Here is a 25,833-nt window from a genome sequence, read left to right on the forward strand (position 1 = left end):
GCGCTGATCGGAGTTGCCTGCCTACGAAGGGCTTCCGTCCGATGTCGTCGCCCACCTGTCACCACCGCGATCTGAACGAAATCCGCGCGAGCCTCGCTGGACTGACCGTCGAGACCAAGCCGCTCCGGATCGGGTGGCTGCTCTCTCAGAAATACGATCCGGATCAGCCGCGCGAACCGGCCGGGCAGCCCGGCGGAGGGCGCTGGACGTCCGGCGATCCGACGGCCGCCGGGCCGCTTGCCGGAGGATACGATCCCGAGACCACCGGATCGATCGGCGGCGGTTCTGCCCCATCGACGACGCAGGAAGAGGTCGTGACGGCGGACGGTTCGCGCGTCCTCTCGATCCGGATCCGCAGCAACCCCCACGCCGCGTGGGACGAGCAGCACACGGTCACCGCGCCGGACGGCACGCGCACGGTCTTCGAAACGTCCGGTCTGACGCAGACGATCCGCGACGGCGAAAGCGGGGAGATCCTGGGGCGGAGCACGCTGACTGAGGCCGGCGCGGAGCCGTTCGTGCAGACGGTTGGCGGTCGCAGCACCGTTCTTCGGCGAAGCCCCGGCTCCTTGGGCTCAGCCGCTCTCGCAATTTACAATGCGCTCGTACAGACAGGGAACGCGCTTTCGAACGTCATCTTTGCCGCGCCCGCAACCGAGTACCGATCGAACGCCGACATACGGATCGCCGGGTATTGGGTCGGCGCTGTCGAACAGGAGGAACTCAACAGCGCCTGCCCCCGGAACGGCGAAGTTCAATCGATTGCCGATCGAATTGCAGCTCATGTCAGATCTTCGGGGATCTACCTGAGCCCACAAGATCTCGGCAATAGGGTCCACAAGCTCATTGCCGAGGAAATAAATTCGATGGGAGATCCCGATCTTATTGCAGAAATTTCTTATGTCGATCCAGCTCAAGACAAAGTCTCATACGGCACAGCCGGCTCGATAAGAGTAGACATTCTCGAACGGAGCGCACCTGCAACCGTGTGCGTCTACGATCATAAAACCGGCAAGAAAGGGCTGACGCCCAAGCGAGCTGCAGAGATTGCTATCATGGTTCAGCGCAATTTCCCCGGTGCCCGGCGCATCATCTTGATCGAAGTGAGACCAAAATCGTGACGACCCAGCGTCAGGCCGAACGAATTTTTCAGATTCTCACGCAACGTCACCCCGGCTTCAAGACTACCGGTATGCGTTCTCTTTATAAACTGCCCGTGCAGCACCTTGCCGGGCGCGTCTTCGTCGAGAGAACAGGTCTCGGCGACGACTTTCGCCTGATGTGGACGGTGTCTGCCCTGTTTCTCCCGCAGATCAACATCGGTCGCAGCATCGGAACGTATCGGGAGGAGTTGTACAGGTCGGATTGCCCTTCGCAGCGCTCGTCACCGCGGTCCAAACCCATGATGTTCTCCGAGAGGCTGGAGCTTATCGAAGCGGGCGTGCCGCTGCCGACTTGGCGCTGGTCCGATCCCACGACGATCGCCGACGCGGTCGCGATGATCGAGACACATGCTCTGCCGAAGCTCTTGGTCTACAGTACGCCGGAAGGTTACGTGAGGCTACCGCATAGAGCTAACTGGATTTTTTACGAACCGCGCGAGGATCGCATGCTTGCCTATATCGCGGCCGGCGATCTCGATGCTGCGCGCACAATCTGGCTTGAGCAGGAGCCGCTGTATCGCGGCAAGGCATACCATCCGGGCTCGCTCCCGTATCGCTGGCACATGCAGCTCTCCGCCGTGGCCGAGCCCCTCCTGGACGGCGACCGTCGGGCGCTCGCCCGCATCCTGCACGGATGGGAGGCGGCCAATGTCCGCGGGACGTCGATCGAGCCCTACTGGGAACCGACGCCGTTTCCCCTCGAAGCCGGGCTCGACTGAGGAGCCTGCTCCGCCGTCGTGTCTTTCGAAGCGGGCCGCTTGCTCTTCCTCGGACACGGCGCCTCCCCCCGCTCCAGCATCGCCACGAAGCCCGCGATGCGCCGGGCGCGCGTCTCCGGCTTCTTCGCGTCCTGAACCCGGTAGAGGATCGCGTAGCGGTTCGTGCGGTCGAGGGTCTCGAAGGCCCGCTTCGCCTCCGGGGATGCGGCGAGCGCAGCCTCGAGGTCCGCCGGCACCTCGGCCCGGCTCGCGGGCGCGTAAGCCGCTTCCCAGCGGCCGTCGGCCTGAGCGGCCGCGATCTCGGAGAGACCGGCCTCGCGCATCCGGCCGGCGGCGATCAGCGCCTGCGCCGCGACGCGATTGACCTCAGACCATTTCGACCTCGGGCGCCGCGGCGTGAAGCGGACCAGAGGAACGTTCGTCGTACGGCGCGGCCTGCCCGTCGATCCAGCCCTGGCAGAGCGCCCCCGCGATCGCCTCGGGCCGCGTCACGCTGGCGACTCCTGAACCCTGTTTCGCGATCCGGAGCCAGAGTCCCGCCATGGTGCGCGGCGCGGCGGCCAGCCAGGCCTCCCACTCACGGGGCGAGGCGAAGGCGAGGATCGGGAGCCCGGCCTTCTCCTCCGGCATCGGCCGCCGGGTCCTACGCGTCGTCGCGCAGATACGGCTCCACCGGACCTTTCAGCTTCACCGTCATCGGGTTGCCGGCGCGGTCGAGGGTCTTGCCGGCGGAGAGGCGGACCCAGCCCTCGCTGACGCAGTATTCCTCGACATTGGTCTTATCGACGCCCTTGAAGCGGATGCCGATGCCGCGCTCCAGCAGCGCCTCGTCGTAATACGGGCTGTTCGGGTTGACCGAGAGGCGGTCGGGCAGGGCCGGGGCGGTGTCGGGCGTGTCGGTCATGGTCGGGCTCGGGTCTATGCAGTTCACGGTTGGGTAAGGGATTCACCCCGCCGCCGCAACGCCGTGCGCCTGCGCCGCTGCGGCGATCACCGCCTCCGTCCGCCCGCTGGAGAGCAGCGGCACCAGCCGGCTCACGGCTTCGTGCGGCAGGTCCCACCACGCCGTTGCGATGAGACGGGCAACGGTTTCCTCGTCGAAGCGCCGCCGCACGATCTTGGCCGGGTTGCCGGCCACCACCGCGTAGGGCGGCACGTCGCGGGTCACGACCGCGCGGGCCGCGACCACGGCCCCGTCCCCCACCGTGACGCCCGAAAGAATCATGCAGCCGGAGCCGAGCCAGACGTCGTTGCCGATCGTCACGTCGCCGCGCGAGGCGTGGTAGTCCGCCGGGGCGTCGGCATCGGGCCAGAGCCCCGCCATGGCAGCGAACGGGTAGGTCGAGACCCAGTCGAGCCGGTGGTCGCCGCCGAGTAGGATCTCGACCTTGTCGGCGATGGAGCAGTAGCGCCCGATCGTGAGCCGCCGGCCGGATTCGGGGAACCGCACCTTGGGGCAGCCATAGGAATAGGCGCCGATCGCGAACTTCCAGCGCCGCGCGAGCTTCGCCATGTGCAGGCGCGTCTCGTTGTGCGGGTTGCGCCCCCGCCGCAGCCGTTGCAACAGGTCGTTCAACGGCGCGCCCCGGGACGAAGCGCGCGCGCTCCAGGAGAGGAATCGCAGGTCATGGCCGACAACATGTCCGAGGACCTCAAGGCCGGAGCGCTCGTCTATCACCGTCTGCCCAAGCCCGGGAAGCTCGAGATCCAGGCGACCAAGCCCCTCGGCAACCAGCGCGACCTCGCATTGGCCTATTCGCCGGGCGTCGCGGCGGCTTGCGAGGCCATCGCCGCCGACCCGCAGGATGCGGCGACGCTGACGATCCGCCAGAACCTCGTCGCCGTGCTCACCAACGGCACCGCGGTGCTCGGCCTCGGCAATATCGGCCCTCTGGCCTCGAAGCCGGTGATGGAGGGCAAGGCGGTGCTCTTCAAGAAGTTCGCCGGGATCGACGTGTTCGACATCGAGGTCGACCAGAACGACGTCGACAAGCTCGTCGACGTCGTGTGCTCGCTCGAGCCGACCTTCGGCGGCATCAACCTCGAGGACATCAAGGCGCCGGAATGCTTCGAGGTCGAGGAGCGCTGCCGGGCCAGGATGAACATCCCGGTCTTCCACGACGACCAGCACGGCACCGCGATCATCGTCGCTGCGGCCGTCCTCAACGGCCTCGAACTCGCCGGCAAGAACCTTTCCGATGTCCGCATCGTCACCTCCGGCGCGGGCGCTGCGGCGCTGGCCTGCCTCAATCTCCTCGTCTCCCTCGGGGCGAAGATCGAAAACATCACCGTCACCGACATCAAGGGCGTGGTCTACAAGGGCCGGCCCGAGCTGATGGACCGCTGGAAGGACGTCTACGCGCAGGAGACGCAGGCCCGGACGCTCGCCGAGGTCATCCCCGGCGCCGACGTCTTCATCGGCCTCTCGGCCGGCGGCGTGCTGAAGCCCGAATACCTGGAGACGATGGCCGAGAAGCCGCTGATCATGGCGCTTGCCAACCCGTATCCGGAGATCATGCCCGACTTGGCGCAGGAGAAGCGGCCCGACGCGATGATCTGCACCGGGCGCTCGGACTTCCCGAATCAGGTCAACAACGTCCTCTGCTTCCCCTACATCTTTCGCGGGGCGCTCGATGTCGGTGCGCGGGCCATCAACGAGGAGATGAAGAAGGCCGCGGTGAAGGCCATCGCCGCCCTCGCCCGCGAGGCGCCCTCCGACGTCGTCGCACGTGCCTATGGCGGCGAGGCGCGGCCCTTCGGCCCGCAATCGCTGATCCCGAGCCCGTTCGATCCGCGCCTGATCCTGCGCATCGCCCCGGCCGTCGCCCAGGCGGCGATGGATTCCGGCGTCGCCGGGCGCCCGGTGGAGAACATCCACGCCTATACCGAGTCGCTCGACCGCTTCGTCCACCGCTCCGGTTTCATCATGAAGCCGCTCTTCTCGAAAGCGAAGGCCGACCCGAAGCGGGTGATCTACACCGAAGGCGAGGACGAGCGCGTGCTGCGCGCCGCCCAGGCCATCGTCGAGGACGGCGTCGCCCGGCCGATCCTGGTCGGCCGCCCGCGGGTGATCGAGGTGCGCGTCAAGCGCTTCGGCCTGACCCTGCGCCAGGGCGAGCATTTCGACCTGATCGATCCCGAGGACGATCCGCGCTACCGCGACTACGTCGCGACCTATCTCGACGTCGCCGGCCGCAAGGGCATCACGCCGGACCTCGCCCGCACGCTGGTGCGCACCAACACCACGGTGATCGGTGCGCTCGCCGTGCGCCGCGGCGAGGCCGACGCGCTGATCTGCGGCCTGGAGGGGCGCTTCGACACCCGGCTCCGGGTGATCCGCGACATCATCGGCCTCGCGCCGGGCGTGCTCGACCTCGCCGCGATGAGCCTGATCGTCACCAAGAAGGGCGCTTTCTTCCTCGCCGACACGCATGTGCGCCAGGACCCGAGCGCCGAGGAGATCGCCGACATGGCCATCGCCTGCGCCGGCCATGTCGGCCGCTTCGGCCTGACCCCGAAGATCGCACTGCTCAGCCACTCCGATTTCGGCCAGTCCGACGACGCGTCGTCCAAGAAGATGCGCCGCGCCCTCGACCTGATCCGGGCGCGCGACCCGAAGCTTCAGGTCGACGGCGAGATGCAGGCGGATTCCGCCCTCTCCGAGATCCTGCGCGACCGGGTGCTGCCGGGCTCGCGCTTCAAGGGGGCGGCCAACGTCCTCGTCTTCCCCAACCTCGACGCCGCCAACATCGCCTTCCAGTTCGCCAAGGTGCTGGCCGACGCCCTCCCCGTCGGCCCCCTCCTGATCGGGCCGGCCAAACCCGCCCACATCCTGACGCCCTCGGTGACGGCGCGCGGCATCGTCAACGTCACCGCCGCGGCGGTGGTCGAGGCGCAGGCGAGCCGGCGGCTGACGACGTTGGAGGCCGGGGAGCCGGGGGCGGCGCTGGCGACGGAGTAGGCGGGCGACCGCCTGGATGTCGAATATCGGTCGGACGCGGTCCTCAAACCGCCCGCTCGACCCCTAGCAACCCCGCCCCGATCGCGAGCCAGACCAGATGCGCATCGGTGCGCGCGCCGATCTTGGCCTTGATGCCGTAATGGTAGTTCTGCACGGTCTTGGGGCTGAGATTGAGCTGCCGGGCGATGCTGTCGGTGGTTTCGCCCGAGGCGACGAGGCGCAGGATTTCGACCTCGCGGGTGCCGAGGTCGCGGATCACGGCGTGGCCGCTGGAGAGGCGGTCGGCGGCGATCTCGCGGGTGATGTCCTCGCTGAGCGCCCGGCCGCCGCGGGCGACCGTGCCGACGGCGCGGACGAGTTCGGACGGGGCGCTGCTCTTGGTGACGTAGCCCGAGGCGCCGGCCTCGAAGGCCTTCAGCGCGAAGGCCGCGCCGCCATGCATCGTGAAGACCAGGATGTGCGCATGGGTATCCCATTGCCGGATATGGCGCAGCGCCTCGATGCCGCTCGGGCCGGGCAGTGAGATGTCCATCACGACGATGTCGGGGGAATGCAGCTTGTACGCGCGATAGGCGCCGGCGGCATCCTCGGCCTCGGCGACGACGCGGTACCCGGGCTGGCGCTCCAGCAGCAGCCGGTAGCCCTCGCGCACGACGGGATGGTCGTCGACGAGGAGGATCGCGAGGCCGCTCACGCCGCCGCCGGAACGGCAGGAACGAGGCGCGGTCCTCGGAGCGGAATCACCGCGGCGATGCGCAGGCCGCGTTCGGCCCTGGCGATCGACAGGCTGCCGCCCAGCGACGCGATGCGCTCGCGGATGCCGAGGATGCCGCGGCCCGTGGCGCAGTCGAGGCGGGCAGGATCGCCGCCGCCCTCGTCCTCGACGACGAGGCGCAGCCGGCCCTCGGCCGCCTCGGCGTGCTCGATCGTCAGCCGCACCTCGGCCGGGCGGCCGTCCGCGCGCGGCAGGCCGTGGCGGGCGGCGTTGGTGAGGCATTCCTGGGCGATGCGATAGACGCTGACGGCCGCCTGCGCCGGCACGGCGGCGAGGTTGCCGGCGACATCCAGCCGGAAGACCGAGCGCGGCTGGCCACGATGCCGGCTTCTGGCGTTCCAGCCCGAGACGAGCTGGGCGAGGCTCGCCTCCAGGCCGAGCTCGTCGAGGTCCTGGCTGCGCAGGCGCGACAGGGCCTCCTTCAGGCTCTCCATCATCCGCGCGGTCACCCGCGAGACGGAGCGAGCCTGGGCGGCGAGGTCCGGCCGGTCCGGCTCGGCGCCGGCCTCGATCGCGGCGGCCAGCGCCGCGGTGGCGGTGAGGCACTGGCCGAACTCGTCGTGCAGGTCGCGGGCGAGCGCCCGGCGCTCCTCCTCCTGGACCTGGAACAGCCGCTTGGTGAGGGCGGCACGCTCGGCCGTGGTGCGGGCGAGACGGCCGGCGAGGTCGTCGACCGCGCGGCCGATATGGCGGAACTCCGCCGTCGCGAAGGCCGGCAGCCGCAGGCCGTATTCGCCGGATTCCAGCCGGCGCAAGGCGCGGGCGATGGTCCGGGCCGGCATCACGGCGTGGCCGATCAGCAGCGCCGCGAGCAGGCCGATCCCGGCCGCCATCGCGGCGGCGATGCCGGTGACGATCCGCACTTGGCCCCAGACCTGCCGCAGGGCTGCCGTCGGCTCGGGCGCGGCGGTGATCGTGCCGGCCTGAAGCTGGCGTACGGTGAGCGGCAGGCTTGCGGACGGATGCGCGCCGAAGGCCGTTTCGTAGGCGCCCGCGAACCAAGCCGGCGGGCTCGCGCCGACGCCCTCGACCTGGCTGCACAACGCCTTCGGGTCACCGTTGGCGGGCGCGAAGGTCACGCAGATGCCCGGGGAGACGACGCGCAGGGTCTGCACGGTCTGCCATTCGGGCAACGGCAGCAGCGGTGTCTTCTCCAGTCCGCCGCGCCAGAGCAGCTGGCGCCAGTACAGGGCTTGGAGGTCGCGGGCGACGCGGGCCGCCGAGGCTTCGGTCTCCACCCGGATGCCCTCCTTCGCCTCCCACACGATCCAACCGATCGCACAGGCGAGGCAGAGCAGGACCACGCCGACGAGGCGTAGGATCAGATGAGCCAACAGACGCACGGCATCCTCCCGGAAATCCGTCCGAGTTGGAACCGGCGGCGCGGCCCCTGGCAAGAGCGGGTCGGCGGCTTCGGGCAAATTGCCCGGCCTCATGCGGGCACCCTGCCCTGTCGGCAGCAGCGTCGCGCGGCGACGGTCCGCGAGCCGAAACGGAGACGCCGATGCCACTGCCCCGCTTCATTCAGGCTTGGTTCGCCCTCGACCTGATCCTCGCCCTGCTGCCGCCGCTTCATTGGCATTTCGGCGTGGCGGAGCCGGTGCTCGGGGTTCCGACCACCCTCGCCTACCTCTGGGGCGCCAGCCTGTTCATCGCGGCGAGCGTCGTGGCGGCCTATCTCGCCGATCCCGCGCACGCCGGGGGACGCTGAGCCATGGGCATCCTCGTCACCTACGGTGCGCTGGCGCTGTTCTTCGCGATCGTGGTGCTGATCCTGCAGCGCTCCTACGTCGCCGACCGCGACTTCTCGGATTTCACGGTGGCGGGCCGCTCCTTCGGCGGCTTCTTCCAGGCGATGGCGTTCTTCAACACCTACCAGCCGGGCACGGTGTTCCTCGGCGCCTTCGGCTTCATCGTCGGCAGCGGCGTGATAGGCCTCGGCGTCTCGACGCTGCTCGCGCCGGTGGTGATGTACCTGATGGCCTCCCGCGTCTGGACCTGGGGCGCGCGCCACGACCTCAAGACCCAGCCCGACCTCATGGCGCTCCGCTACGATTCCCGCGCCATCCGCGTGGTCGCGGCGCTGATCGGCGTGCTCGGGCTATTTCCGTGGATGGTGCTCGGGATGCAGTCGCTCGGGGCCGTGTTCTACGCCCTCGGCCTCGGACATCTCGGCTTCACCACCTCCGTCGTCATCGGCGTCGCGGTGATGTCGCTGCGTCAGATCTGGACCATCCGCATGGGCATGCGCGGCATCGTCATCTCCGACGTCTTTCAGGGCATCGTCGCCTACATCCTCGGCAGCGCCCTGATGATCGGCCTGATCGTCTGGCTGTTTTCGCAAGGGGTGTCGCTCGATGCGGTGCCGGCGGCGAAGCTCGCGCTGCCGGGTGCCGGCTCGGACGTGCCGCTGCTGTTCTTCTCGCTGACGCTTCTGCCGCTGCTCTGCTCGCTGTGCTGGCCCGACCTGTTCATCCGGCTCTATACCGGCTCCGGCGTCGAGGCGGTGAAGCGGTCCTCGGCCTATTGCGCGCCGCTCTCCCTCGTCTTCGTCACCAGCCTCGGCTTCCTCGCGCTGCTGGCCTCGTCGCGGCCGGATGTTCTGGCGAGCCCGGAGACGGCCTGGTTCACGCTCAACCAGGCGGCGGGCGGCGTTCCGCTGCTGGCGCTGGCCGGCGTCGTCGTCTTCGCCGCCTCGATGGGCAACATCGACGCCACCGTGCAGTCGATGGGCGCGCAGATCGCCAACGATGTCGTGCATCCCTACCGGCCCTTGAGCGAGCGCGGATTGATGCTGACCTCGCAGGTCGCCATCGCCGCGATCACCGGACTTTCGGCGGTCGTCGCCTGCCTGCCCCTGCCCTCGCTGTTTTCGATCGGCCTGTTCGCCTTCCAGGTGATGGTGCAGATCGCCGTGCCGCTCTACCTCGGCATCTTTTCGAAGATCGGCAACGCCGCGGGTGCGCTCGCGGGGATGCTCGCCGGCATCGCGGTCGTGGCGGTGCTTCAGGTCGCTTACCCGCTCGGCATCCCCTGGGCCTGGGGCCTGACGTCCGGCTTCGTCGGGCTGATCGTCAACCTCGCGGTTTTTCTAGGGGCCGCCGCGGTCCTCCCGCGTGGAGCGACGGAGCAGGCCCGGCTGGATGCGCTGTTCGGCGGCGCCGGCAGTCTGTCGTCGGCTGCGGGCGATGCCGGACAGGGTCTGAGGGTGAACCCGATCTGACGAGCTTGGCTGCTTGCGAGGAGCCGCGTCCTGTCCCAGGATCGCGCCGCCCCGGAAACCGGGCGGTGCCGGTCGCGTCCGGCGTCGCCGTTTGAAAGCCCTCGATGACCCCTCCGCCGTGCCCGATCACCGGCGAGCCGGCGATCCGCCTCGTGCAGTGGGTCAATGCCGGCTTCCTCGCCGACCTCTGGCGCATCATGCTGCGTGTCGACGTGCTGCCAAGCTTCAAGGGGACGACACGCTTCGGATTGTGGGAGTCCGCGACGGGTCTCTACTTCTTCGATCCGATGCTGGAGGGCGATGCCGGGTTCTACAGGTCGCTCTACGAGCGGCTGAGCAGCCGTTACTACCCGCGCGAAGGCCATCCGCGCGCCGAGTTCACGCTCGCCGCGCGCTATGTCCGGACGAACGAGCGCGTCCTCGACGTCGGCTGCGGCTTTGGGGCTTTTCGCCACGCGGTACGCCATGCGCGCTATACCGGTCTCGATCCGCACTTCTCCGGTGAGCCGGGATCGGACTGGGCGCGCATCGAGACACTGACCGATCACCTGGCTGCCCATGCCGGCGCCTACGATGTCTGCACCGCGTTCCAGGTGCTCGAACACGTCGAGAAGCCGGCGGCGATGCTCGAGGCCATGATGCGGGCGGTCCGGCCCGGCGGCCGGGTGATCATCGGCGTGCCGCATGTGCCGGCGGCCCATACCCGGATCCCGAACTACCTGATCAACGCCGTGCCGCATCACTTGACGTGGTGGACGGCGAACGCGCTGACGGAGATCGCATCCCGCGTCGGCCTCGTGAACGCGACGGTCGAGACGGCCCCCTGGGCCGATGTCGATGGACTGGTCTACTGGATGGCGCGCTGCTCGCCGGTGAAGTGCCGCGACCGGCACTTCAGGCATTCCTGGGCCTGGCATGCCTCCACCGTGCTCGGCTTCCTCGGCGGCTACGCGATGTGGACGATCAAGCCGACGCCGAAGGCGACAGACGAGGGAGCGTCCCTGCTCCTCGTGGCCGAGACACCGGCCGGATAGGTGGCCCGGTCCTCGAAAAGCGTCACCGCGTCCGGCGCGGCCGGAAGCGCTCGGCGACGGCGATGCCGCCGAGGACCAGGGCGAGCGCGGTCGCCTGCGTCGCGCCGAAGGGTTCGCCCAGGAGCAGAACCGCGAGCCCGGCGCCGAAGACCGGTACGAGGTTCACGAACAGGCCAGCCCGGTTCGGCCCGATCAGCTCGACGCCTCGGATGAAGAAGAGTTGCGCGGCCAGCGTCGGGCCGATCGCGACGAAGGCGACGATGGCCCAGCCCTTGGCCGTGGGCCAGATCAGGTGGCCGGTGGCCCACTCGACGACGAGCGGCGGCAACGAGGTGAGGAAGGCCGTCGCGGCGATCGCCGTGAAGAAGGCCAGTCCCGCCACCTTGGGCCGGGAGGCCAGCCCCACGGTGTAACCGGCATAGAACAGGCAGGCGGCCAGCATCAGCCCGTCGCCGAGATTGAACGACAGGGTCCGCAGGACGCTCCAGTCGCCATGGGTCGCCGCCACGCTGGCGCCCAACAGGGTGATCGCGGCGCCGACGGCCTGTCCGCCGGTCACCGGCGTCCGGCTGACGCAAAAATTCATCAGCATGACCAGCACGGGGATCGAGCCCTGGAACAGGGCGAGGTTCGTCGCGGTCGTGTAGGTGCCGGCAAGGTAGAACAGGCTCGCATAGGCGGTGAAGCCGCTGGCGCCCATGACGACCAGGTAGACCGGCCGCCGCGCCAGCAGGCGCCAGTCCTCGGCCGATTGGCGCGGCGCGATCAGCGCCAGCACAGCGAACCCGATCGCCCAGCGCAGCGTCGTCAGCACCTGCGGCGAGACCTCGCCCGTCGCCCATTTGCCCGCGACCGCGTTGCCCGCCCACATCAGCGTGGTCAGGATCAACAGGGGGTAGGCGAGCGCTGCCGGATTGGCGCGGTGAGTGCCGGTCGTCACGATCCCCTCGGTTTCATGCGGGTGGCTCCGCCGCCGGCAACTTGACTGAAAGCCTGTCGAGCCCGCCCGTGCCCGCATCCTGAGGAGCCGCGCGGCGGCCTCGAAGGACCTTCGGTTCGCTCGGTGATCGCCGAAAGCCCTTCGAGGCCTCCGCTTCGCCTCGGCACCTCAGGATGAGGGCGAAGGTTGAGTGCGCCGCGAATTCGGTTGCGGGCGAGCGACGATGATTAGCGCCGGACCGGCCGGTCGTCCCAGCGGATGGCCGGGTCGTATTTGCGCGAGCCCCCGGTCTCCTCCGGAGCGGCCCGCTCGACCCGGCTGCCGAAAAAATCTTCCAGCACGTCGCCGCTGTCGCCGTGGGAGAGGAAGCCCTGCAGGCGCTCCGGCGGCTTCGGCGCGACGGCGGGAACGGCCTCTTCGGCAAAGGCGCCGGAGGCTGCCAGGACCGTGATGAGGATGAGCGCCGATCGTCCCGTCACGCGCCCGTCTCCGACTGCCGAGATGCACCGCCCCCCTTCCTACGCGCGAATGCGGCGAAGGGCGATGCCGGCCCGCTGCCGCGAGGATCAGGCCTGCCCGCGCCAGTCCCGGATGTCGACGAAACGGCCGGCCACCGCCGCCGCCGCCGCCATGGCCGGGGAGACGAGGTGGGTGCGCCCGCGATGGCCCTGGCGGCCCTCGAAATTGCGATTCGAGGTCGAGGCGCAGCGCTCCAGCGGGCTCAGGCGGTCGGCGTTCATGCCGAGGCACATCGAACAGCCCGGCTCGCGCCAGTCGAAGCCGGCCTCCTTGAGGATGCGGTCGATGCCTTCCGCCTCGGCCTGCGCCTTCACCAGGCCCGATCCCGGCACCACCATCGCCGAGATGCTCTCGTGCACCTTCCGGCCCTCGACCATCTGCGCGACGATGCGCAGGTCCTCGATGCGGCCGTTGGTGCAGGAGCCGATGAAGATGCGGTCCAGGGTGATGTCGGTCATCCGCGTGCCGGGGGTCAGGCCCATATAGGCGAGCGCCTGCTCCTTCGACTGCCGCTTGTTCTCGTCCGAGATGACGGACGGGTCCGGCACGACGCCCTGGATCGAGACCACGTCCTCGGGGCTCGTGCCCCAGGAGACGATCGGCGGCAGGTTGGCTGCGTTCAACCGCACCTCGCGGTCGAAATGCGCGCCTGCGTCCGTGACGAGGCCCTCCCAATAGGCCCGCGCCTTGGCGAAGGCCTCGCCCTGCGGCGCCTTCGGCCGGCCCTCGACATAGGCGAAGGTGGTGGCGTCCGGCGCGACGAGGCCGGCACGGGCGCCGCCTTCGATCGACATGTTGCAGATCGTCATCCGGCCCTCCATCGAGAGGGCGCGGATGGCTTCACCCGCGTATTCGATGACGTGGCCGGTGCCGCCGGCGGTGCCGATCTCGCCGATGATCGCGAGCACGATGTCCTTGGCGCTGACATGCGCCGGCAGGGTGCCGTCCACCGTCACGCGCATGTTCTTGGCCTTGCGCTGGATCAGCGTCTGCGTGGCGAGCACGTGCTCGACTTCCGACGTGCCGATGCCGTGCGCGAGCGCGCCGAAGGCCCCGTGCGTCGAGGTATGGCTGTCGCCGCAGACGATGGTCTGGCCGGGCTGGGTGAACCCCTGCTCGGGGCCGATGATGTGGACGATGCCCTGGCGCCGGTCGAGGGCGTCGTAGAACTCGATGCCGAAGTCGCGGACGTTCTCGGCGAGCGCCTCGAGCTGCGTGCGGCTCTCGGGATCCTCGATGCCCTTGGAGCGGTCCGAGGTTTGGACGTTGTGGTCCACCACCGCGAGCGTCTTTTCGGGAGCGCGCACCTTGCGGCCGGCGACGCGCAGCCCCTCGAAGGCCTGAGGGCTCGTCACTTCGTGGACGAGGTGGCGGTCGATGTAGAGCAGCGTGTTGCCGTCGGGCAGCGTCTCGACGACGTGGTCGTCCCAGATCTTGTCGTAGAGGGTGCGGGGAGCGGTCATGGCGCTGTCGGTCGATCGGATTGCGTTGGGCGGATCGAACGCGCGCGGTCGGTCGGTTCGAACGATCGCGTGGGCCGAGCCTCGACCCTTCTAGTAGTGCTCCGTGCGCCTTTTCGAAAGGGGCGCGGCCACCGCCGCCGGCCTGCACCGCTCAGCAGTCATCCGTCGGTCGATATCCCTGACAAGGATCGATATCGCCCTGTGGCGTGCGGTGCTGCACTGTCGGGATGCAGACTTGAGCGCTAGGGTTGTAGTGTAGAATGCGCTCGGACTCTCCGAGGGAATGATGTCGAGACCGCTGGAGGCCTTCACGTCCCCTCATCTCCCCGTGGCCGACCCGCTGGGGCATGGGGACACGTTGCGCGACGCGTCGGCGACGGCGATCCGCCGGGCCGTGACGGCGCTCGGCCGGCGGCGGCGGCCGGACGGGCATTGGGTGTTTCCGCTCGAGGCCGACGCGACCATTCCCGCCGACTACGTGCTCCTCCAGCATTACCTCGACCGGATCGACGCGCCGCTGCAGGCGCGGATCGGTATCTACCTGCGCCGGATCCAGGCCGACTCGGGCGGCTGGCCGATGCATCCGGGCGGACGCTTCGACCTGTCGGTGAGCGTGAAGGCGTACTTCGCCCTCAAGGCCATCGGCGACGCGGCGGACGCGCCGCACATGGTTCGGGCGCGCGCGGCGATCCTCGCCCATGGGGGAGCCGAGCGGGCCAACACGTTCGCCCGCATCCAGCTCGCGCTGTTCGGCGCAATCCCCTGGCACGGCATTCCGGCGATGCCCGTCGAGATCATGCTGCTGCCGGAGCGCTTCGTATTCAGTCTCTGGCGGGTGGCCTATTGGTCGCGCACCTTCATCGCCCCGCTCGTGGTGCTTCAGGCCCTGCGCCCGCGCGCCCGCAATCCGCGCGGCGTCGACATCGCCGAGATCTTCTGCACGCCGCCCGAGAGAATCCGCGACTGGAACCCCGGGCCGTCCCGGTCGCCCTGGAGCGCGGTGTTCAAGCGGCTCGACGCGCTCCTGAAACGTGCCGAACCGCTGCCCCGCCGCCGGCTGCGCGACCGCGCCGTTGCCAGGGCACAGGCCTTCGTGGAGGCACGCCTCAACGGCGAGGACGGGCTCGGCGCGATCTACCCGCCGATGGCCTACACGATGATGATGTTCGACGCCCTCGGCTACCCGGCAGACCACCCCCAGGTCACGACGGCCTGGGACGCCCTCACCCGCCTCGTCGTCGAACAGGGCGAGGAAGCCTATTGCCAGCCCTGCGTCTCGCCGGTCTGGGACACCTGCTGGGCCGCCCTCGCCATGGCCGAGGCCGATGCGGCCGGTCTCGGCGAGGCCGGTCCCGAGATCGCGGCGGCCTGCACCTGGCTCGCCGAACGGCAGATCACCGCGGTTTTCGGAGATTGGTCCGTGGTCCGTCCCGGCGTGCCGCCGGGCGGCTGGGCCTTCCAGTACCGGAACGACCATTACCCCGACGTCGACGATACGGCCGTGGCCGGATTGCTGCTGCACCGCCACGGCGGGCTGGACCATGCGCAGGCGGTAGAGCGGGCGCGGCTCTGGATCGTCGGGATGCAGAGCCGCAACGGCGGCTGGGGTGCCTTCGACGCCGACAACGATCTCGACATCCTCAACCACATCCCCTTCGCCGACCACGGCGCGCTGCTCGACCCGCCCACCGTCGACGTCACCGCCCGCTGTGTCGCGTTCCTGGCCGAGCTCGATCACCCCGAGGACCGGCCCGTCGTCGCGCGGGCGCTGGCCTATCTGCGTGCCGAGCAGGAGCCGGACGGGAGCTGGTTCGGCCGCTGGGGCACCAACCACGTCTACGGCACCTGGTCGGCCCTCGTCGCGTTGCGCGCCGCCGGGCTCCCACCGAACGATCCCGCCATGCGCCGCGCCGCCGACTGGCTGCTGACGATCCAGCAGCCGGATGGCGGCTGGGGCGAGGATCCGTCCAGTTACGAGGCCGGGCAGTACCGCCCGCACGATGGCAGTCTCGCCTCGCAGACGGCCTGGGCGATGCTCGGACTTCTGGCGGCCGGCCGGTCCTCGGAACCGGCGCTCGACCGGGCCGCCGCGCTTCTGGTGCGCACGCAGACGGAGGCGGGCTGGGCCGAGACCGGCTTCAACGCCGTCGGTTTTCCGCGGGTGCTCTACCTGCACTATCACGGCTACCCGATGTATTTCCCGTTGCTGGCGCTCTCGGCCTTCCATCGGTTGCGGGGTGAGCGAGCAGCGGAACGCTTCGCATGGTTCGGCGAGGCCGACGCGGGCGTCTGATATCGTTCGAGGTTGATCGGTTCGGTTATGCGTTATCCCTCTCCTCGGTTCACGGCGTGGAGGATGCGCGCGTCGCGAGCGACAATGCCGATCCGTCCGACGGTGGCAAATAGGCCTCCGCTGGACCGCCATCCGACCCGGCGCTAAGCCGGCGGGAACACACACACACGGGACTCCCGGCCAGTGCCCGACTCCACGACAACCGACATCCTGACGCTCCGCTACCTGCAGCCCGACATCATCGCGGCGCTCGACGCCCGCTTCCGGCTGAGCCGCCTCGATCAGGCGGTCGACCCCGAGACCTTCCTCGCAGAGGTTGGGCCGCGCATCCGGGGCCTCGCCGTAGGCTCGCAGACCGTGGTCGATGCCGCCCTGTTCGACCGGCTTCCGCAACTCGAGATCGTCTCGAATTTCGGTGTGGGCTACGACACCATCGATGCGGCCGAGGCCGGGCGGCGCGGCATCGTCGTCACCAACACGCCCGACGTGCTGTCCGACGAGGTCGCCGACCTCGCCCTCGGGCTGCTGCTCGCCACCGTGCGCCAGATCCCGCAGGTCGACCGCTATCTGCGCGCCGGCCGCTGGCCGGAAAAGCCCTATCCGCTCACCGCCTCCCTGCGCGAGCGCCGGGTCGGCATCCTCGGCCTCGGCCGGATCGGGCAGGCCATCGCCCGGCGCCTCGAAGGTTTCGACGTCGCGATCCATTATCATGGCCGCAGCCGGAGGCCCGAGGTCGCCTACCCCTACCACGCCACGCTCATGGAGATGGCGCAGGCCGTCGACGTGCTGATGGTGGTGGCGCCCGGCGGCCCCGGCACCGACGGCATGATCGACGCCGCGGTGCTGGCGGCGCTCGGTCCGGACGGAATCGTGATCAACGTCGCCCGCGGCAGCATCATCGACGAGGCCGCTCTGGCCGAGGCCCTTCGGTCCGGCACGATCCACGGCGCCGGGCTCGATGTCTTCGCCAACGAGCCGCACGTGTCGCCGGAGCTGCTGGCCCTCGACCACGTCGTGCTGCTGCCGCATGTCGGCTCGGGCTCGGTCCACACGCGACGGGCGATGGGCCGGCTGCTCGTCGACAACCTCGTCGCGTGGTTCGACGGCAAGGGGCCGCTGACGCCGGTGCCCGAGACGCCGTGGAGCCGCGGAGCATGATCCGCGGTGCAACTGCCGGGCTCGCGATCCTGATGGTGGCCGGCCTGCCCCTGCAGGCACAGGAGACCCCATCGCGCGGTGACGAGCCACCGGCTGCCGTGCCCGAGATGCCACCGACGCCGGCCTCTCTCCCGGCCCTGAAGACGCTTCCGGAAACCCTCGGCGACGCCGTCGGCATGTGGGACATGTCGCTCGACGGCAGCAACCGGCGCTGCGAGCTGACGCTCTCGGCGGATAGCGGTCCGGACGGCCGCGTCCTGCGCTTTCCGGCCGGCTGCCGCAGGGCGCTGCCGATCCTCTCCGAAGCGGCCGGCTGGCTCTTCGCCGAGAAAGGCATCCGCCTCGTCGACCGCAACGTGCGCCCGGTCATCACCTTCACGCCGCGTGCCGACCAGGGCAGCCTTGGCGGGACGGCCGAGCGCGGCGGCACCTACAGTCTCGTGCCGCTGCAGACGCTGGCGATGCTGCCGCCTCCGCCCGCTGTCGACGGCGCGGTACCGGGCGGCATTCCCGACGTCGCCTTGTCGCGCGACATCCCGGGCTCGCAGCCGGTGCTCGGTTCAGGGATGCTGGCGAAGCCGGACATTGCGGCCCGCGCCGACGCGTCGGCTGGGCTCCGGCAGGAGCGCTCCGAGCGCCCGGCAGTGGGAACCTACGCCCTCGACCGCTTCGCCGAGAAGGATGTCTGCCGGATCGTGCTGGATTCTCGGCCGTCCACCGCGAAGGCGGAGCGCGAGCCGGTCAAGGAACTGTCGCCCGCCCACCTCCTGCCGGGTTGCCGCGACGGCGGGATCGCGACGTTCGATCCCGTCTCGTGGCGCTACGCCAGCGGTCACCTCACCCTGAAGGCGCGGCGCGGCCACGCCATCAACCTCGTCCCCACCGGCGAGGGAAGCTGGCGGCGCGATCCCGATACCGGCACGACGCTGGTGCTGCGCAAGGTCGCGCCCTGAACGGGTCAAGGGGAAGCGCTGACGCTTCCCCTGGCGATGGCTCCCCCCTCGATGCCGTCGCTCAGCGGTCCCGCAGAACCAGATAGAGGGCGTGGATCGAGCCCGGGAGATAGAACAGCAGGCAGAGCAGGATGTTGAGCAGGAACTGCAGGCCGAAGCCGTTCGTCATCAAAACGGAGATCGGCGGCAGGAAGAACGCGATCAGGACTTGTACGAGAGTCGACACGAGAGCTCCGTCGATGAGGGTCGTCGCCTGAACGCAAGCCTGGGCATTCCGTTCCTATTTGTGGTTGTCCTGGCGGCGATTTGTAAACCTGTTGCCTCCAGAATCCGGTTCAGGCCGATTGATTTCCGCGAAGCGATGATGGTGTCCCTCGCTCATGACGTAGAGAATGCCGTCGCCAACGGTGACCCCGCGGCGCGCCGGATCATGCTTCTCAGGATGACCGACCTCTTCGTCGACAACGCCGATAGGCTTCGCGACGATCAGGTCTCGACCTTCGATACCGTGATCCTGAAGCTCGCCCGGAGCGTCGAGAGTGCCGCCCGCGCGGCTCTCTCGGAGAGGCTTTCCGACATCGCCAACGCCCCGCGCACCGTCGTGCTCGATCTCGCCAACGATGCGGACGTGTCCGTCGCCGGTCCGGTGCTGTCGCGGTCGGTGCAGGTCGCGGAGGGTGAACTGCTGCGCATCGCGGCGGAGCGCGGCCAGGGCCACCTCCAGGCTCTCTCCCGCCGGCGCTCCCTCTCCGAGCGGGTCACCGACGTGCTCGTCGCGCGCGGCGACACCGAGGTGTTGCGCACGGTGGCGGGCAACGCAGGCGCTCGCCTGTCGCCGAAGGGCTTCGATACGCTGGCCGTCCGCGCCGAAGCCGACGATGCCTTGAAGGCGGCGCTGACCCTGCGCCGCGACATCCCGGCCCACCATATGGCCCACCTTGTCGAGACGGCCCGGTCCCGCGTGACGCGCAAGCTCGGGAGCGAATTCGGCAACGAGGTCGCCGCGATGGCGGTGTCGCGGGCGGCGCGCACGCTCGGCGGCCCGTCGCTCTCGCTGCAGGAAGCCGCCGTGATCGTCGATGCGGCGTTGCGCGCCGGCGGCGCCGACCAGCCCGAAGAGGGTGAGCTCATCGCCTGGCTGGCCGAGGGCCGCGTCATGGAGGCCCTGGTCGGGCTGGCTCGCGCCGCTGCGATGCCGCCCGAAATGGTGCTGCGCGCCTACCAGGGCGCCCATTCCGACCCGCTGCTCTTCCTGATCCGCTCGCTGCGCTACGGCTGGGGAACGTTCAAGGCCTTCCTGCAATCGAAGACGGACGCGGAGCCGTCGCCCGAGGAGTGGCGTGGGCTGTTCGAAGCCTTCCAGGCCCTGTCGGTGACCACCGCGCAGCGCGTGGTGCGCTTCACGGCGGCCCGCGACCAGCTGCAGAAGGCCGGCTGACCGGCCTTCCGCTTCGTGCGGCGGCTCAGGCCGCCTTCTTCAGCGCGTCGTAGAAGCGGCCGCCGCTCTCGGCCATGGCGGAGAGCGTCTCCGGCACCGCGAAGCGGGCGCCATGCTTGGCCTCCAGATCGCGCGCCAGGGCGACGAAGCGCTTCGGCCCCATGAAGTCGATGTAGGACAGGGCGCCGCCGGTGAACGGCGCGAAGCCGAAACCGAGGATCGAGCCGACATCGGCCTCGCGCGGATCGGTGATCACGCCCTCGCCGACGGTCCGCGCCGCCTCGAGCGCCTGCACGACGAGGAAGCGGAGCTTCAGCTCGCCGACGTCGATCGCGTCGGCCGGAAGACGCGTCGCCTGCATCTCCTTCAGCGCCGGCCAGAGACGCTTCTGGCCGCCCTCCGGGTAATCATAGAACCCCTTGCGGTTCTTGCGGCCGAGGCGGCCCTGGTTCTCGACGAGTTCGGTGAGCAGCGCCTTCTGCGTCGGATCGACGGCATCGGGGCCAAGCTGCGCCTCGGTGGCCTTCAGGATCTTCAGGCCGAGGTCGATGCCGACCTCGTCGTTCAGGGAGAGCGGGCCGACCGGCATGCCGGCCATCTTGCCGGCATTCTCGATCATCGCAGGCGGCACGCCCTCGGCGAGCATCCGGTGGCCCTCGTCGAGATAGGCGATGACGCAGCGGTTGGCGAAGAAGCCACGGGAGTCGTTGACGACGATCGGCGTCTTCTTGATCGCGCGGACGAAATCGAGGGCGGTGGCGATGGCCCGGTCGCCGGTCTCCGCGCCCTTGATGATCTCCACGAGCAGCATCTTCTCGACCGGCGAGAAGAAGTGGATGCCGACGAAATCCTTCGGCCGGGCGGAGGCCTTGGCCAGCCCGGAGATCGGCAGCGTCGAGGTGTTGGAGGCGAAGATCGCGCCTTCGCCGATCACGGCCTCGACCTTGGCGATCACCTCAGCCTTGACCTTCGGATCCTCGAACACCGCCTCGATCACGAGATCGCATTCGGCGAGGTCGGTATAGGCGTCGCTGGCATGGATGCGGGCGAGCAGGGCGTCGCGGTCGGCGGCCTTGGCGCGGCCCTTGTTGACCCGGTCGGTGACGAGCTTCTGGGCGTGGGCCTTGCCCTTCTCGGCCGCCTCCAGGCTCTGGTCGACGAGCACGACCTCCATGCCCGCATCGGCGCTGACATAGGCGATGCCGGCCCCCATGAAGCCGGCGCCGACGATGCCGATCTTTTTCAGCTTGGTCGGCGGGACGTCCTTGGGGCGACGGGCGCCCTTGTTGATCTCGCCCATGGAGATGAACAGGGTCCGGATCATCGCCTGCGCCTCCTTGGTGCGCAGGATGTTGGTGAAGTACCGGCTCTCGACCTTGAGCGCGAGGTCCATCGGCAGCTGCAGGCCCTCGTAGACCGAATGCAGGATCGCCTTGGCGGCCGGGTAATTGTCATGCGTCTCGCGGCGATAGATCGCGTTGGCCGGCGGCCAGATCATCATCCCGGCCGGCGAATAGACCTTGCCCGAGGGCGGCTTGAACTTCGGCACGTCCCAGGGCGCCACGGCCGAGCCGCCGTCGCGGATCCAGGCCTTCGCCGTCTCGACGATGTCCTCGCGTTTCGTGACCGCGTGGACGAGGCCCATGCCCTTGGCCATGGGGGCGCGGATCTGCTCGCCCTTGAACAGCATCTGCAGGGCATCGCCCGTCTGCATCAGGCGCGGCACGCGCTGCGTACCGCCGCCGCCGGGAAACAGCCCGACCTTGATCTCGGGCAGGCCGACACGGGTCTTGTCGTCGTCGGACAGGACGCGGTGGTGACAGGACAGGGCAAGCTCGAACGCGCCGCCGAGACAGAGCCCGTGGATCGCCGCCGCGAACGGCTTGCCGCAGGTCTCGAGCCCGCGGAAGACGAGGTTGAGCCGGCGCGCGCCGTCGAAGAAAAAGCGCATCGCCTCCTCTTCGCCGGCCGTGGCCTTGAGCTTTTCGTATTCCGCGCCGAGCCCCTGGAGCATGGTCAGGTCGGCCCCCCCCGAGAACGCCTCCTTCCCGCTCGTGATAACGCAGCCCTTGATCCCGGCGTCGCCCGCCACCGCCTGAACGATCCGCTCCAGCTCGTCCATCACCGCCATGGTAATGACGTTCATCGAGCGGCCCGGCATGTCCCAGGTCGCCAGGGCGATCCCGTCGGCATCGGTCTCGAAGCGGAAGTTCGTGTAGGCGCTCATCGCGGATCCTCTGGCGTGGGCGGCGGCCGGCGCCGTCGCTGCGTATCGGCGGGCGCGGCCTCGATGCCGCGCCCGCGAGCCGTGGGTCAGTGGCTCACTTCGGCATCTGCATCTGTTGCTGACCGGGGATGCCGCCCTTCTGTTCGCCGGCGGCCGCCAGGGAGAGCATGTTCAGGAGCCGCGTGACGGCCGCCTGCGAGATCACGTTGATCTCCGACTTCGGATCGGCGTTGATCGCCTGATACTTCTGGTAGATCGGGTCGTCGTAGATGCCCTGCAGGTGCTTCAGGTCGGCGAGGCTGAACTTCTCGGCGTAGTGCTTGGAGATGCCCTCGAGCAGCCCCTTGCGCTGGGTGTCGAACTCGGCGCGGGCGTCCTTGCGGATCTTCTCAGCCTTGTCTTCGGGCATCTGCGCGACGGTCTTCTCCAGGGCGCCGGCAAAGCCCGTGTCGAGCGTCTTCAGGATCGTCTTGTCGACGAGCGTCTTCGCCACGGCGACCTTGTCGGCCGTGTCGTCGGCATGTGCGGCGAGCGGCATGCCGAGCGCGAGCGCGAGGCCGGCGGTTGCGAACAGTCTCATCATCTTGGCGTTTCTCCGTTTCTCACGGCTGCGCGCTTCAGCGGGCGCCGGGTGGCCGCCTTTACCAGCCTTTGCGGGCCGGCTGCCACCTCTCGGCCGGTCGCACCCTTCTCAGACCCGTTCTATGATGGTGGCGGTGCCCATCCCGGCGCCGATGCAGAGCGTGATCAGCGCGCGCTCCTTGCCGGTGCGCTCCAGTTCGTCGAGCACCGTGCCGAGGATCATCGCCCCGGTGGCGCCGAGCGGGTGGCCCATGGCGATGGCGCCGCCGTTGACGTTCACCTTGGCCGGGTCGAGGTCGAAGGCCTGCTGGAAGCGCAGCACCACGGCGGCGAAGGCTTCGTTCACCTCGAACAGGTCGATGTCGTCGAGGCTCATCCCGGCCCGCGCCAGCACCTTCTTCGTCACGTCGACGGGGCCGGTGAGCATCAGCGCCGGGTCGGAGCCGATATTGGCGAAGGCTCTGATGCGCGCCCGCGGCTTGAGCCCCGCGCCCTTGCCGGCCTCGGCCGAGCCGATCAGCACGGCCGCCGCGCCGTCGACGATGCCCGACGAGTTGCCGGCATGGTGGACGTGGTTGACCGCCTCGACCTCCGGGTGCGCATCGATCGCCACCGCGTCGAAGCCGCCCATCTGGCCCATCTGCACGAAGGAGGCCTTGAGGCTCGCCAGCGACTGCATGTCGGTGGAGGGCCGCATGTGCTCGTCGCGTCCCAGAAGCGTGATGCCGTTGATGTCGCGCACCGGTACGACCGAGCCGTCGAAATGCCCGGCATCCCAGGATTTTCCGGAGCGCTGCTGCGACTGCACGGCGTAGGCGTCGCAATCATCGCGGCTGAAGCCGTACTTGGTGGCGATCAGGTCGGCCGAGACGCCCTGCGGCATGAAGTAGGATTTGACCGCGATGGCCGGATCGACCGGCCACGCGCCGCCCGAGGCGCCGAGGCCGACGCGGCTCATCGACTCGACGCCGCCGCCCACCGTCATGTCGTGCTGTCCGGCCATGACCTGCGCCGCCGCGAAGTTGATCGCGTCGAGGCCCGAGGCGCAGAACCGGTTGATCTGAACGCCCGGCACGTGCGTGCCGTAATCGGCCACCAGCGCCGCCGCGCGGGCGATATCGCCGCCGGCCTCGCCGACGGGGTCGACGCAGCCGAGCACCACGTCGTCGATCCGCTTCGTGTCGAGGTCGTTGCGGTCACGGAGAGCCCGCAACGCGACTTCGGCCAGGCGCAGCGCCGTGACCTCGTGCAGCGCCCCGTCCGGCTTGCCGCGGCCGCGTGGCGTGCGGACGTGATCGTAGATGTAGGCGTCTGCCATGTGCGCTTCCTCGTTTCCCTCGTCGCCCTGGCGGTAGCCCCTCTCCCCTCTGCGGGAGAGGGTGGCCCTCGCGTGAGCGAGGGTCGGGAGAGGGGATCGCGCTATCCGGAGAGTTCGGAGCCGATCCCTCTCCCGCCCGCTCCGCGGGCACCCTCCCCCACCGATCCCGGGCTTGCCCGGAATCGGCAGGCATTTGCCGAAGTCGGGCAGGCCCGACTTCGGTCGGGGGTGGGTTCTGCTCGCGGCTGCTTAAAACGCCTCCGCCGCCAGCGCCATCGTCGTCTCCGAGCCGGCCTTGATGCGGATGAGCCGCAGGGCCGTCTCCGGCAGCATCCGCTCCATGTAGAAGCGGCCGGTGGCGAGCCGCGCCTCCATCCGCGCCGCGTCGCCGCCCTCGGCGGCCTTCGTCGCCGCGGCCTTGGCGATCCTGCCCCACATATAGCCGATGGCGACGAGGCCGAGGAGGTGCATGTAGTCCGTGGCGCCGGCGCCGGCGTGATCGGGCTTCGCCATCGCGTTCTGCATCAGCCACATCGTGGCGGCCTGCAGGTCGTTCACGCCGGCCTGGAGCGGGCCGGTGAAGCTCTTGAGCGCCGCGTCTTCGTCGTGATCCTTGATGAAGCCCTGGACCTCGCCCAAAAACGTCATCATGGCGCGACCGCCGTCCTTGGGCAGCTTGCGGCCGATCAGGTCCATCGCCTGGATGCCGTTGGCGCCCTCGTAGATCATCGCGATGCGGGCATCGCGCACGAACTGCGACATCCCCCATTCCTCGATGTAACCGTGGCCTCCGAACATCTGTTGCGCCTCGACCGCGTTGGCGAAGCCCTTGTCGGTGAGCACGCCCTTCACCACCGGCGTCAGCAGCCCAAGCAGGTCGTCGGCCGTCCGGCGTTCCTTCTCGTCGCCGGAGCGGTGGGCGATGTCGGATTGGAGGGCGGTCCAGAGCATCAGCGCACGGGCGCCCTCGTTGAAGGCGCGGATCTGCATCAGCGTGCGGCGCACGTCCGGGTGCACGATGATCGGGTCGGCAGGCTTGTCCGGGCTCTTGGCGCCGGTGAGCGAGCGGCCCTGGAGGCGCTCCCGCGCATAGGCCACTGCGTTCTGGTAGGCCGCCTCGGACTGCGCCAGGCCCTGCACGCCGACGGCGAGCCGCGCCTCGTTCATCATCACGAACATCGCGGCGAGGCCCTTGTTCTCCGCGCCGACGAGCCAGCCCCTGGCCCCGTCGTAGTTCATCACGCAGGTGGCGTTGCCGTGGATGCCCATCTTGTGCTCGATCGAGCCGCAGGACACGCCGTTGCGCTCGCCGACCGAGCCGTCTTCGTTCACCAGGAACTTCGGCACCACGAACAGCGAGATGCCCTTTGTGCCGGCCGGCGCGCCCTCGATCCGGGCGATGACGAGGTGGACGATGTTGGAGGCGAGGTCGTGCTCGCCGGCCGAGATGAAGATCTTGGTTCCGGTCAGTGCGTAGGAGCCGTCGGCGTTCGGCACGGCCTTGGTCTTGAGCATCCCGAGGTCGGTGCCGCAATGCGGCTCGGTCAGGTTCATGGTGCCGGTCCAGGCGCCCTCGACCATCTTCGGAATATAGGTCTGCTTCTGCTGGTCGCTGCCGTGGACGAGGAGCGCCGCGATGGCCCCCTGCGTCAGGCCTGGATACATCGTGAGGGCGAGGTTCGCGCCGCTGGCGAACTCGGAGATCGCGGTGTTCAGCACGTGCGGCAAACCCTGGCCGCCATATTCCTCCGGCACCGAGAGACCGGCCCAGCCGCCCTCGGCATAGGCCTTGTAGGCGGCTTTGTAGCCTTCCGGCGTCGTGACGCTGCCATCGGGATGGCGCTGGCAGCCCTCCTGGTCGCCCTCCAGGTTGACCGGGGCGAAGACGCTGCCGGCGAGCTTACCGCCCTCGTTGAGAAGCGCTTCGAGCACGTCCTCCGAGGCGTCGGAAAACCCCGGCAGGTTGTCGTAGCGACGGATCGCGAGAACGTCGTTCAGCAGGAACAGCACGTCCTCGACCGGTGCCCGATAGCTCGGCATCTCGTTCTCTCCCCGTGCGCGCATCGA

The 25,833-nt window shown here is 69.2% G+C and carries 23 protein-coding genes and 1 pseudogene; 10 read left to right on the forward strand and 14 right to left on the reverse strand.

What is annotated here, in order from left to right; all coding sequences use genetic code 11:
• The first annotated feature begins 41 nt into the window (after positions 1-41).
• Positions 42-1,121 carry a hypothetical protein gene (locus MHA02_RS09275; RefSeq protein WP_147078360.1) on the forward strand — a complete coding sequence of 360 codons (1,080 nt, stop codon included), beginning with the start codon at positions 42-44 and terminating at the stop codon, positions 1,119-1,121.
• Positions 1,118-1,882, forward strand: a complete 765-nt coding sequence (locus MHA02_RS09280) for a hypothetical protein (protein WP_147078361.1) — start codon at positions 1,118-1,120, stop codon at positions 1,880-1,882. The genes MHA02_RS09275 and MHA02_RS09280 overlap by 4 nt, the downstream gene beginning before the upstream one ends.
• On the opposite strand, the gene MHA02_RS22655 is transcribed toward MHA02_RS09280, so the two are convergent.
• The 4 genes and pseudogenes from MHA02_RS22655 to MHA02_RS09295 all read right to left on the reverse strand — a co-directional run bounded on the left by MHA02_RS22655 (position 1,837) and on the right by MHA02_RS09295 (position 3,446).
• The gene (locus MHA02_RS22655; RefSeq protein ID WP_238180238.1) at positions 1,837-2,205 is read right to left on the reverse strand and encodes a YdeI/OmpD-associated family protein; all 369 of its coding nucleotides are present in this window, start codon (positions 2,203-2,205) and stop codon (positions 1,837-1,839) included. The two genes, MHA02_RS09280 and MHA02_RS22655, sit on opposite strands and share 46 nt — an antisense overlap.
• A 39-nt stretch (positions 2,206-2,244) precedes the next feature.
• Positions 2,245-2,512 (reverse strand): annotated as a pseudogene (locus MHA02_RS22660) (YdeI/OmpD-associated family protein); the annotation flags it as partial.
• A 13-nt stretch (positions 2,513-2,525) separates the two neighbouring features.
• Positions 2,526-2,786: a DUF3297 family protein gene (locus MHA02_RS09290; protein WP_147078362.1), complete on the reverse strand. Its 261-nt coding sequence runs from the start codon at positions 2,784-2,786 to the stop codon at positions 2,526-2,528.
• Between the two features lie 42 nt (positions 2,787-2,828).
• Positions 2,829-3,446, reverse strand: a complete 618-nt coding sequence (locus MHA02_RS09295; RefSeq protein WP_147078441.1) for a CatB-related O-acetyltransferase — start codon at positions 3,444-3,446, stop codon at positions 2,829-2,831.
• A 63-nt stretch (positions 3,447-3,509) separates the two neighbouring features.
• On the opposite strand from MHA02_RS09295, the gene MHA02_RS09300 reads away from it, so the two are divergent.
• On the forward strand, positions 3,510-5,843 hold the full coding sequence (locus tag MHA02_RS09300; protein ID WP_147078363.1) for an NADP-dependent malic enzyme: 2,334 nt from the start codon (positions 3,510-3,512) through the stop codon (positions 5,841-5,843).
• Between the two features lie 43 nt (positions 5,844-5,886).
• Here MHA02_RS09300 and MHA02_RS09305 read toward each other — a convergent pair whose 3' ends face one another.
• Both MHA02_RS09305 and MHA02_RS09310 read right to left on the reverse strand, forming a co-directional pair.
• A complete protein-coding gene (locus tag MHA02_RS09305; RefSeq protein WP_147078364.1) occupies positions 5,887-6,537 on the reverse strand; it encodes a response regulator in 651 nt (216 codons plus the stop codon).
• Positions 6,534-7,961: a sensor histidine kinase gene (locus MHA02_RS09310; RefSeq protein ID WP_147078365.1), complete on the reverse strand. Its 1,428-nt coding sequence runs from the start codon at positions 7,959-7,961 to the stop codon at positions 6,534-6,536. Before MHA02_RS09310 ends, MHA02_RS09305 begins: the two co-directional genes overlap by 4 nt.
• A 161-nt stretch (positions 7,962-8,122) precedes the next feature.
• Between MHA02_RS09310 and MHA02_RS09315 the strand changes: the two genes are divergently transcribed.
• The 3 genes from MHA02_RS09315 (at position 8,123) to MHA02_RS09325 (ending at position 10,875) form a co-directional block, all read left to right on the forward strand.
• Positions 8,123-8,329 (forward strand): hypothetical protein, encoded by a 207-nt coding sequence (locus MHA02_RS09315; RefSeq protein ID WP_147078366.1) that lies wholly within the window; start codon positions 8,123-8,125, stop codon positions 8,327-8,329.
• A gap of 3 nt (positions 8,330-8,332) precedes the next feature.
• Positions 8,333-9,841 (forward strand): sodium:solute symporter family protein, encoded by a 1,509-nt coding sequence (locus tag MHA02_RS09320; RefSeq protein ID WP_147078367.1) that lies wholly within the window; start codon positions 8,333-8,335, stop codon positions 9,839-9,841.
• A gap of 104 nt (positions 9,842-9,945) precedes the next feature.
• Entirely contained in the window at positions 9,946-10,875 is a 930-nt protein-coding gene (locus tag MHA02_RS09325; RefSeq protein WP_147078368.1) for a class I SAM-dependent methyltransferase, read from the forward strand.
• A 22-nt stretch (positions 10,876-10,897) separates the two neighbouring features.
• Here the strand turns inward: MHA02_RS09325 and MHA02_RS09330 are convergent, their stop codons facing one another.
• The 3 genes from MHA02_RS09330 to leuC all read right to left on the reverse strand — a co-directional run bounded on the left by MHA02_RS09330 (position 10,898) and on the right by leuC (position 13,797).
• Complete coding sequence (locus MHA02_RS09330) at positions 10,898-11,815, reverse strand: DMT family transporter (RefSeq protein WP_147078369.1); 918 nt, start codon at positions 11,813-11,815, stop codon at positions 10,898-10,900.
• Positions 11,816-12,042: 227 nt separating this feature from the next.
• On the reverse strand, positions 12,043-12,294 hold the full coding sequence (locus tag MHA02_RS09335; RefSeq protein ID WP_147078370.1) for a hypothetical protein: 252 nt from the start codon (positions 12,292-12,294) through the stop codon (positions 12,043-12,045).
• Positions 12,295-12,381: 87 nt separating this feature from the next.
• On the reverse strand, positions 12,382-13,797 hold the full coding sequence (leuC, locus tag MHA02_RS09340; RefSeq protein ID WP_147078371.1) for a 3-isopropylmalate dehydratase large subunit: 1,416 nt from the start codon (positions 13,795-13,797) through the stop codon (positions 12,382-12,384).
• 286 nt (positions 13,798-14,083) lie between these two features.
• Here leuC and shc point away from each other — a divergent pair, with 286 nt between their 5' ends.
• The 3 genes from shc (at position 14,084) to MHA02_RS09355 (ending at position 18,201) form a co-directional block, all read left to right on the forward strand.
• The gene (shc, locus tag MHA02_RS09345) at positions 14,084-16,090 is read left to right on the forward strand and encodes a squalene--hopene cyclase (protein ID WP_147078442.1); all 2,007 of its coding nucleotides are present in this window, start codon (positions 14,084-14,086) and stop codon (positions 16,088-16,090) included.
• 183 nt (positions 16,091-16,273) lie between these two features.
• Positions 16,274-17,248, forward strand: a complete 975-nt coding sequence (locus MHA02_RS09350) for a 2-hydroxyacid dehydrogenase (protein WP_147078372.1) — start codon at positions 16,274-16,276, stop codon at positions 17,246-17,248.
• Positions 17,245-18,201: an AprI/Inh family metalloprotease inhibitor gene (locus MHA02_RS09355; RefSeq protein ID WP_147078373.1), complete on the forward strand. Its 957-nt coding sequence runs from the start codon at positions 17,245-17,247 to the stop codon at positions 18,199-18,201. The genes MHA02_RS09350 and MHA02_RS09355 overlap by 4 nt, the downstream gene beginning before the upstream one ends.
• Positions 18,202-18,262: 61 nt before the next feature.
• On the opposite strand, the gene MHA02_RS09360 is transcribed toward MHA02_RS09355, so the two are convergent.
• Positions 18,263-18,427, reverse strand: coding sequence for a YqaE/Pmp3 family membrane protein (locus MHA02_RS09360; RefSeq protein WP_147078374.1), 165 nt, complete (start codon positions 18,425-18,427; stop codon positions 18,263-18,265).
• Between the two features lie 216 nt (positions 18,428-18,643).
• Here MHA02_RS09360 and MHA02_RS09365 point away from each other — a divergent pair, with 216 nt between their 5' ends.
• Positions 18,644-19,639: a DUF2336 domain-containing protein gene (locus MHA02_RS09365; protein ID WP_170249140.1), complete on the forward strand. Its 996-nt coding sequence runs from the start codon at positions 18,644-18,646 to the stop codon at positions 19,637-19,639.
• Between the two features lie 25 nt (positions 19,640-19,664).
• On the opposite strand, the gene MHA02_RS09370 is transcribed toward MHA02_RS09365, so the two are convergent.
• The 4 genes from MHA02_RS09370 to MHA02_RS09385 all read right to left on the reverse strand — a co-directional run bounded on the left by MHA02_RS09370 (position 19,665) and on the right by MHA02_RS09385 (position 25,806).
• Positions 19,665-21,866, reverse strand: coding sequence for a 3-hydroxyacyl-CoA dehydrogenase NAD-binding domain-containing protein (locus MHA02_RS09370; protein WP_147078376.1), 2,202 nt, complete (start codon positions 21,864-21,866; stop codon positions 19,665-19,667).
• A gap of 94 nt (positions 21,867-21,960) precedes the next feature.
• The gene (locus MHA02_RS09375) at positions 21,961-22,449 is read right to left on the reverse strand and encodes a DUF2059 domain-containing protein (RefSeq protein WP_147078377.1); all 489 of its coding nucleotides are present in this window, start codon (positions 22,447-22,449) and stop codon (positions 21,961-21,963) included.
• A 108-nt stretch (positions 22,450-22,557) separates the two neighbouring features.
• Positions 22,558-23,766: an acetyl-CoA C-acetyltransferase gene (locus tag MHA02_RS09380; RefSeq protein WP_147078378.1), complete on the reverse strand. Its 1,209-nt coding sequence runs from the start codon at positions 23,764-23,766 to the stop codon at positions 22,558-22,560.
• 249 nt (positions 23,767-24,015) lie between these two features.
• Complete coding sequence (locus MHA02_RS09385; RefSeq protein WP_147078379.1) at positions 24,016-25,806, reverse strand: acyl-CoA dehydrogenase C-terminal domain-containing protein; 1,791 nt, start codon at positions 25,804-25,806, stop codon at positions 24,016-24,018.
• Positions 25,807-25,833: the final 27 nt, after the last annotated feature.

It is taken from the genome of Methylobacterium haplocladii (genome assembly GCF_007992175.1).
GTDB lineage: Bacteria > Pseudomonadota > Alphaproteobacteria > Rhizobiales > Beijerinckiaceae > Methylobacterium > Methylobacterium haplocladii.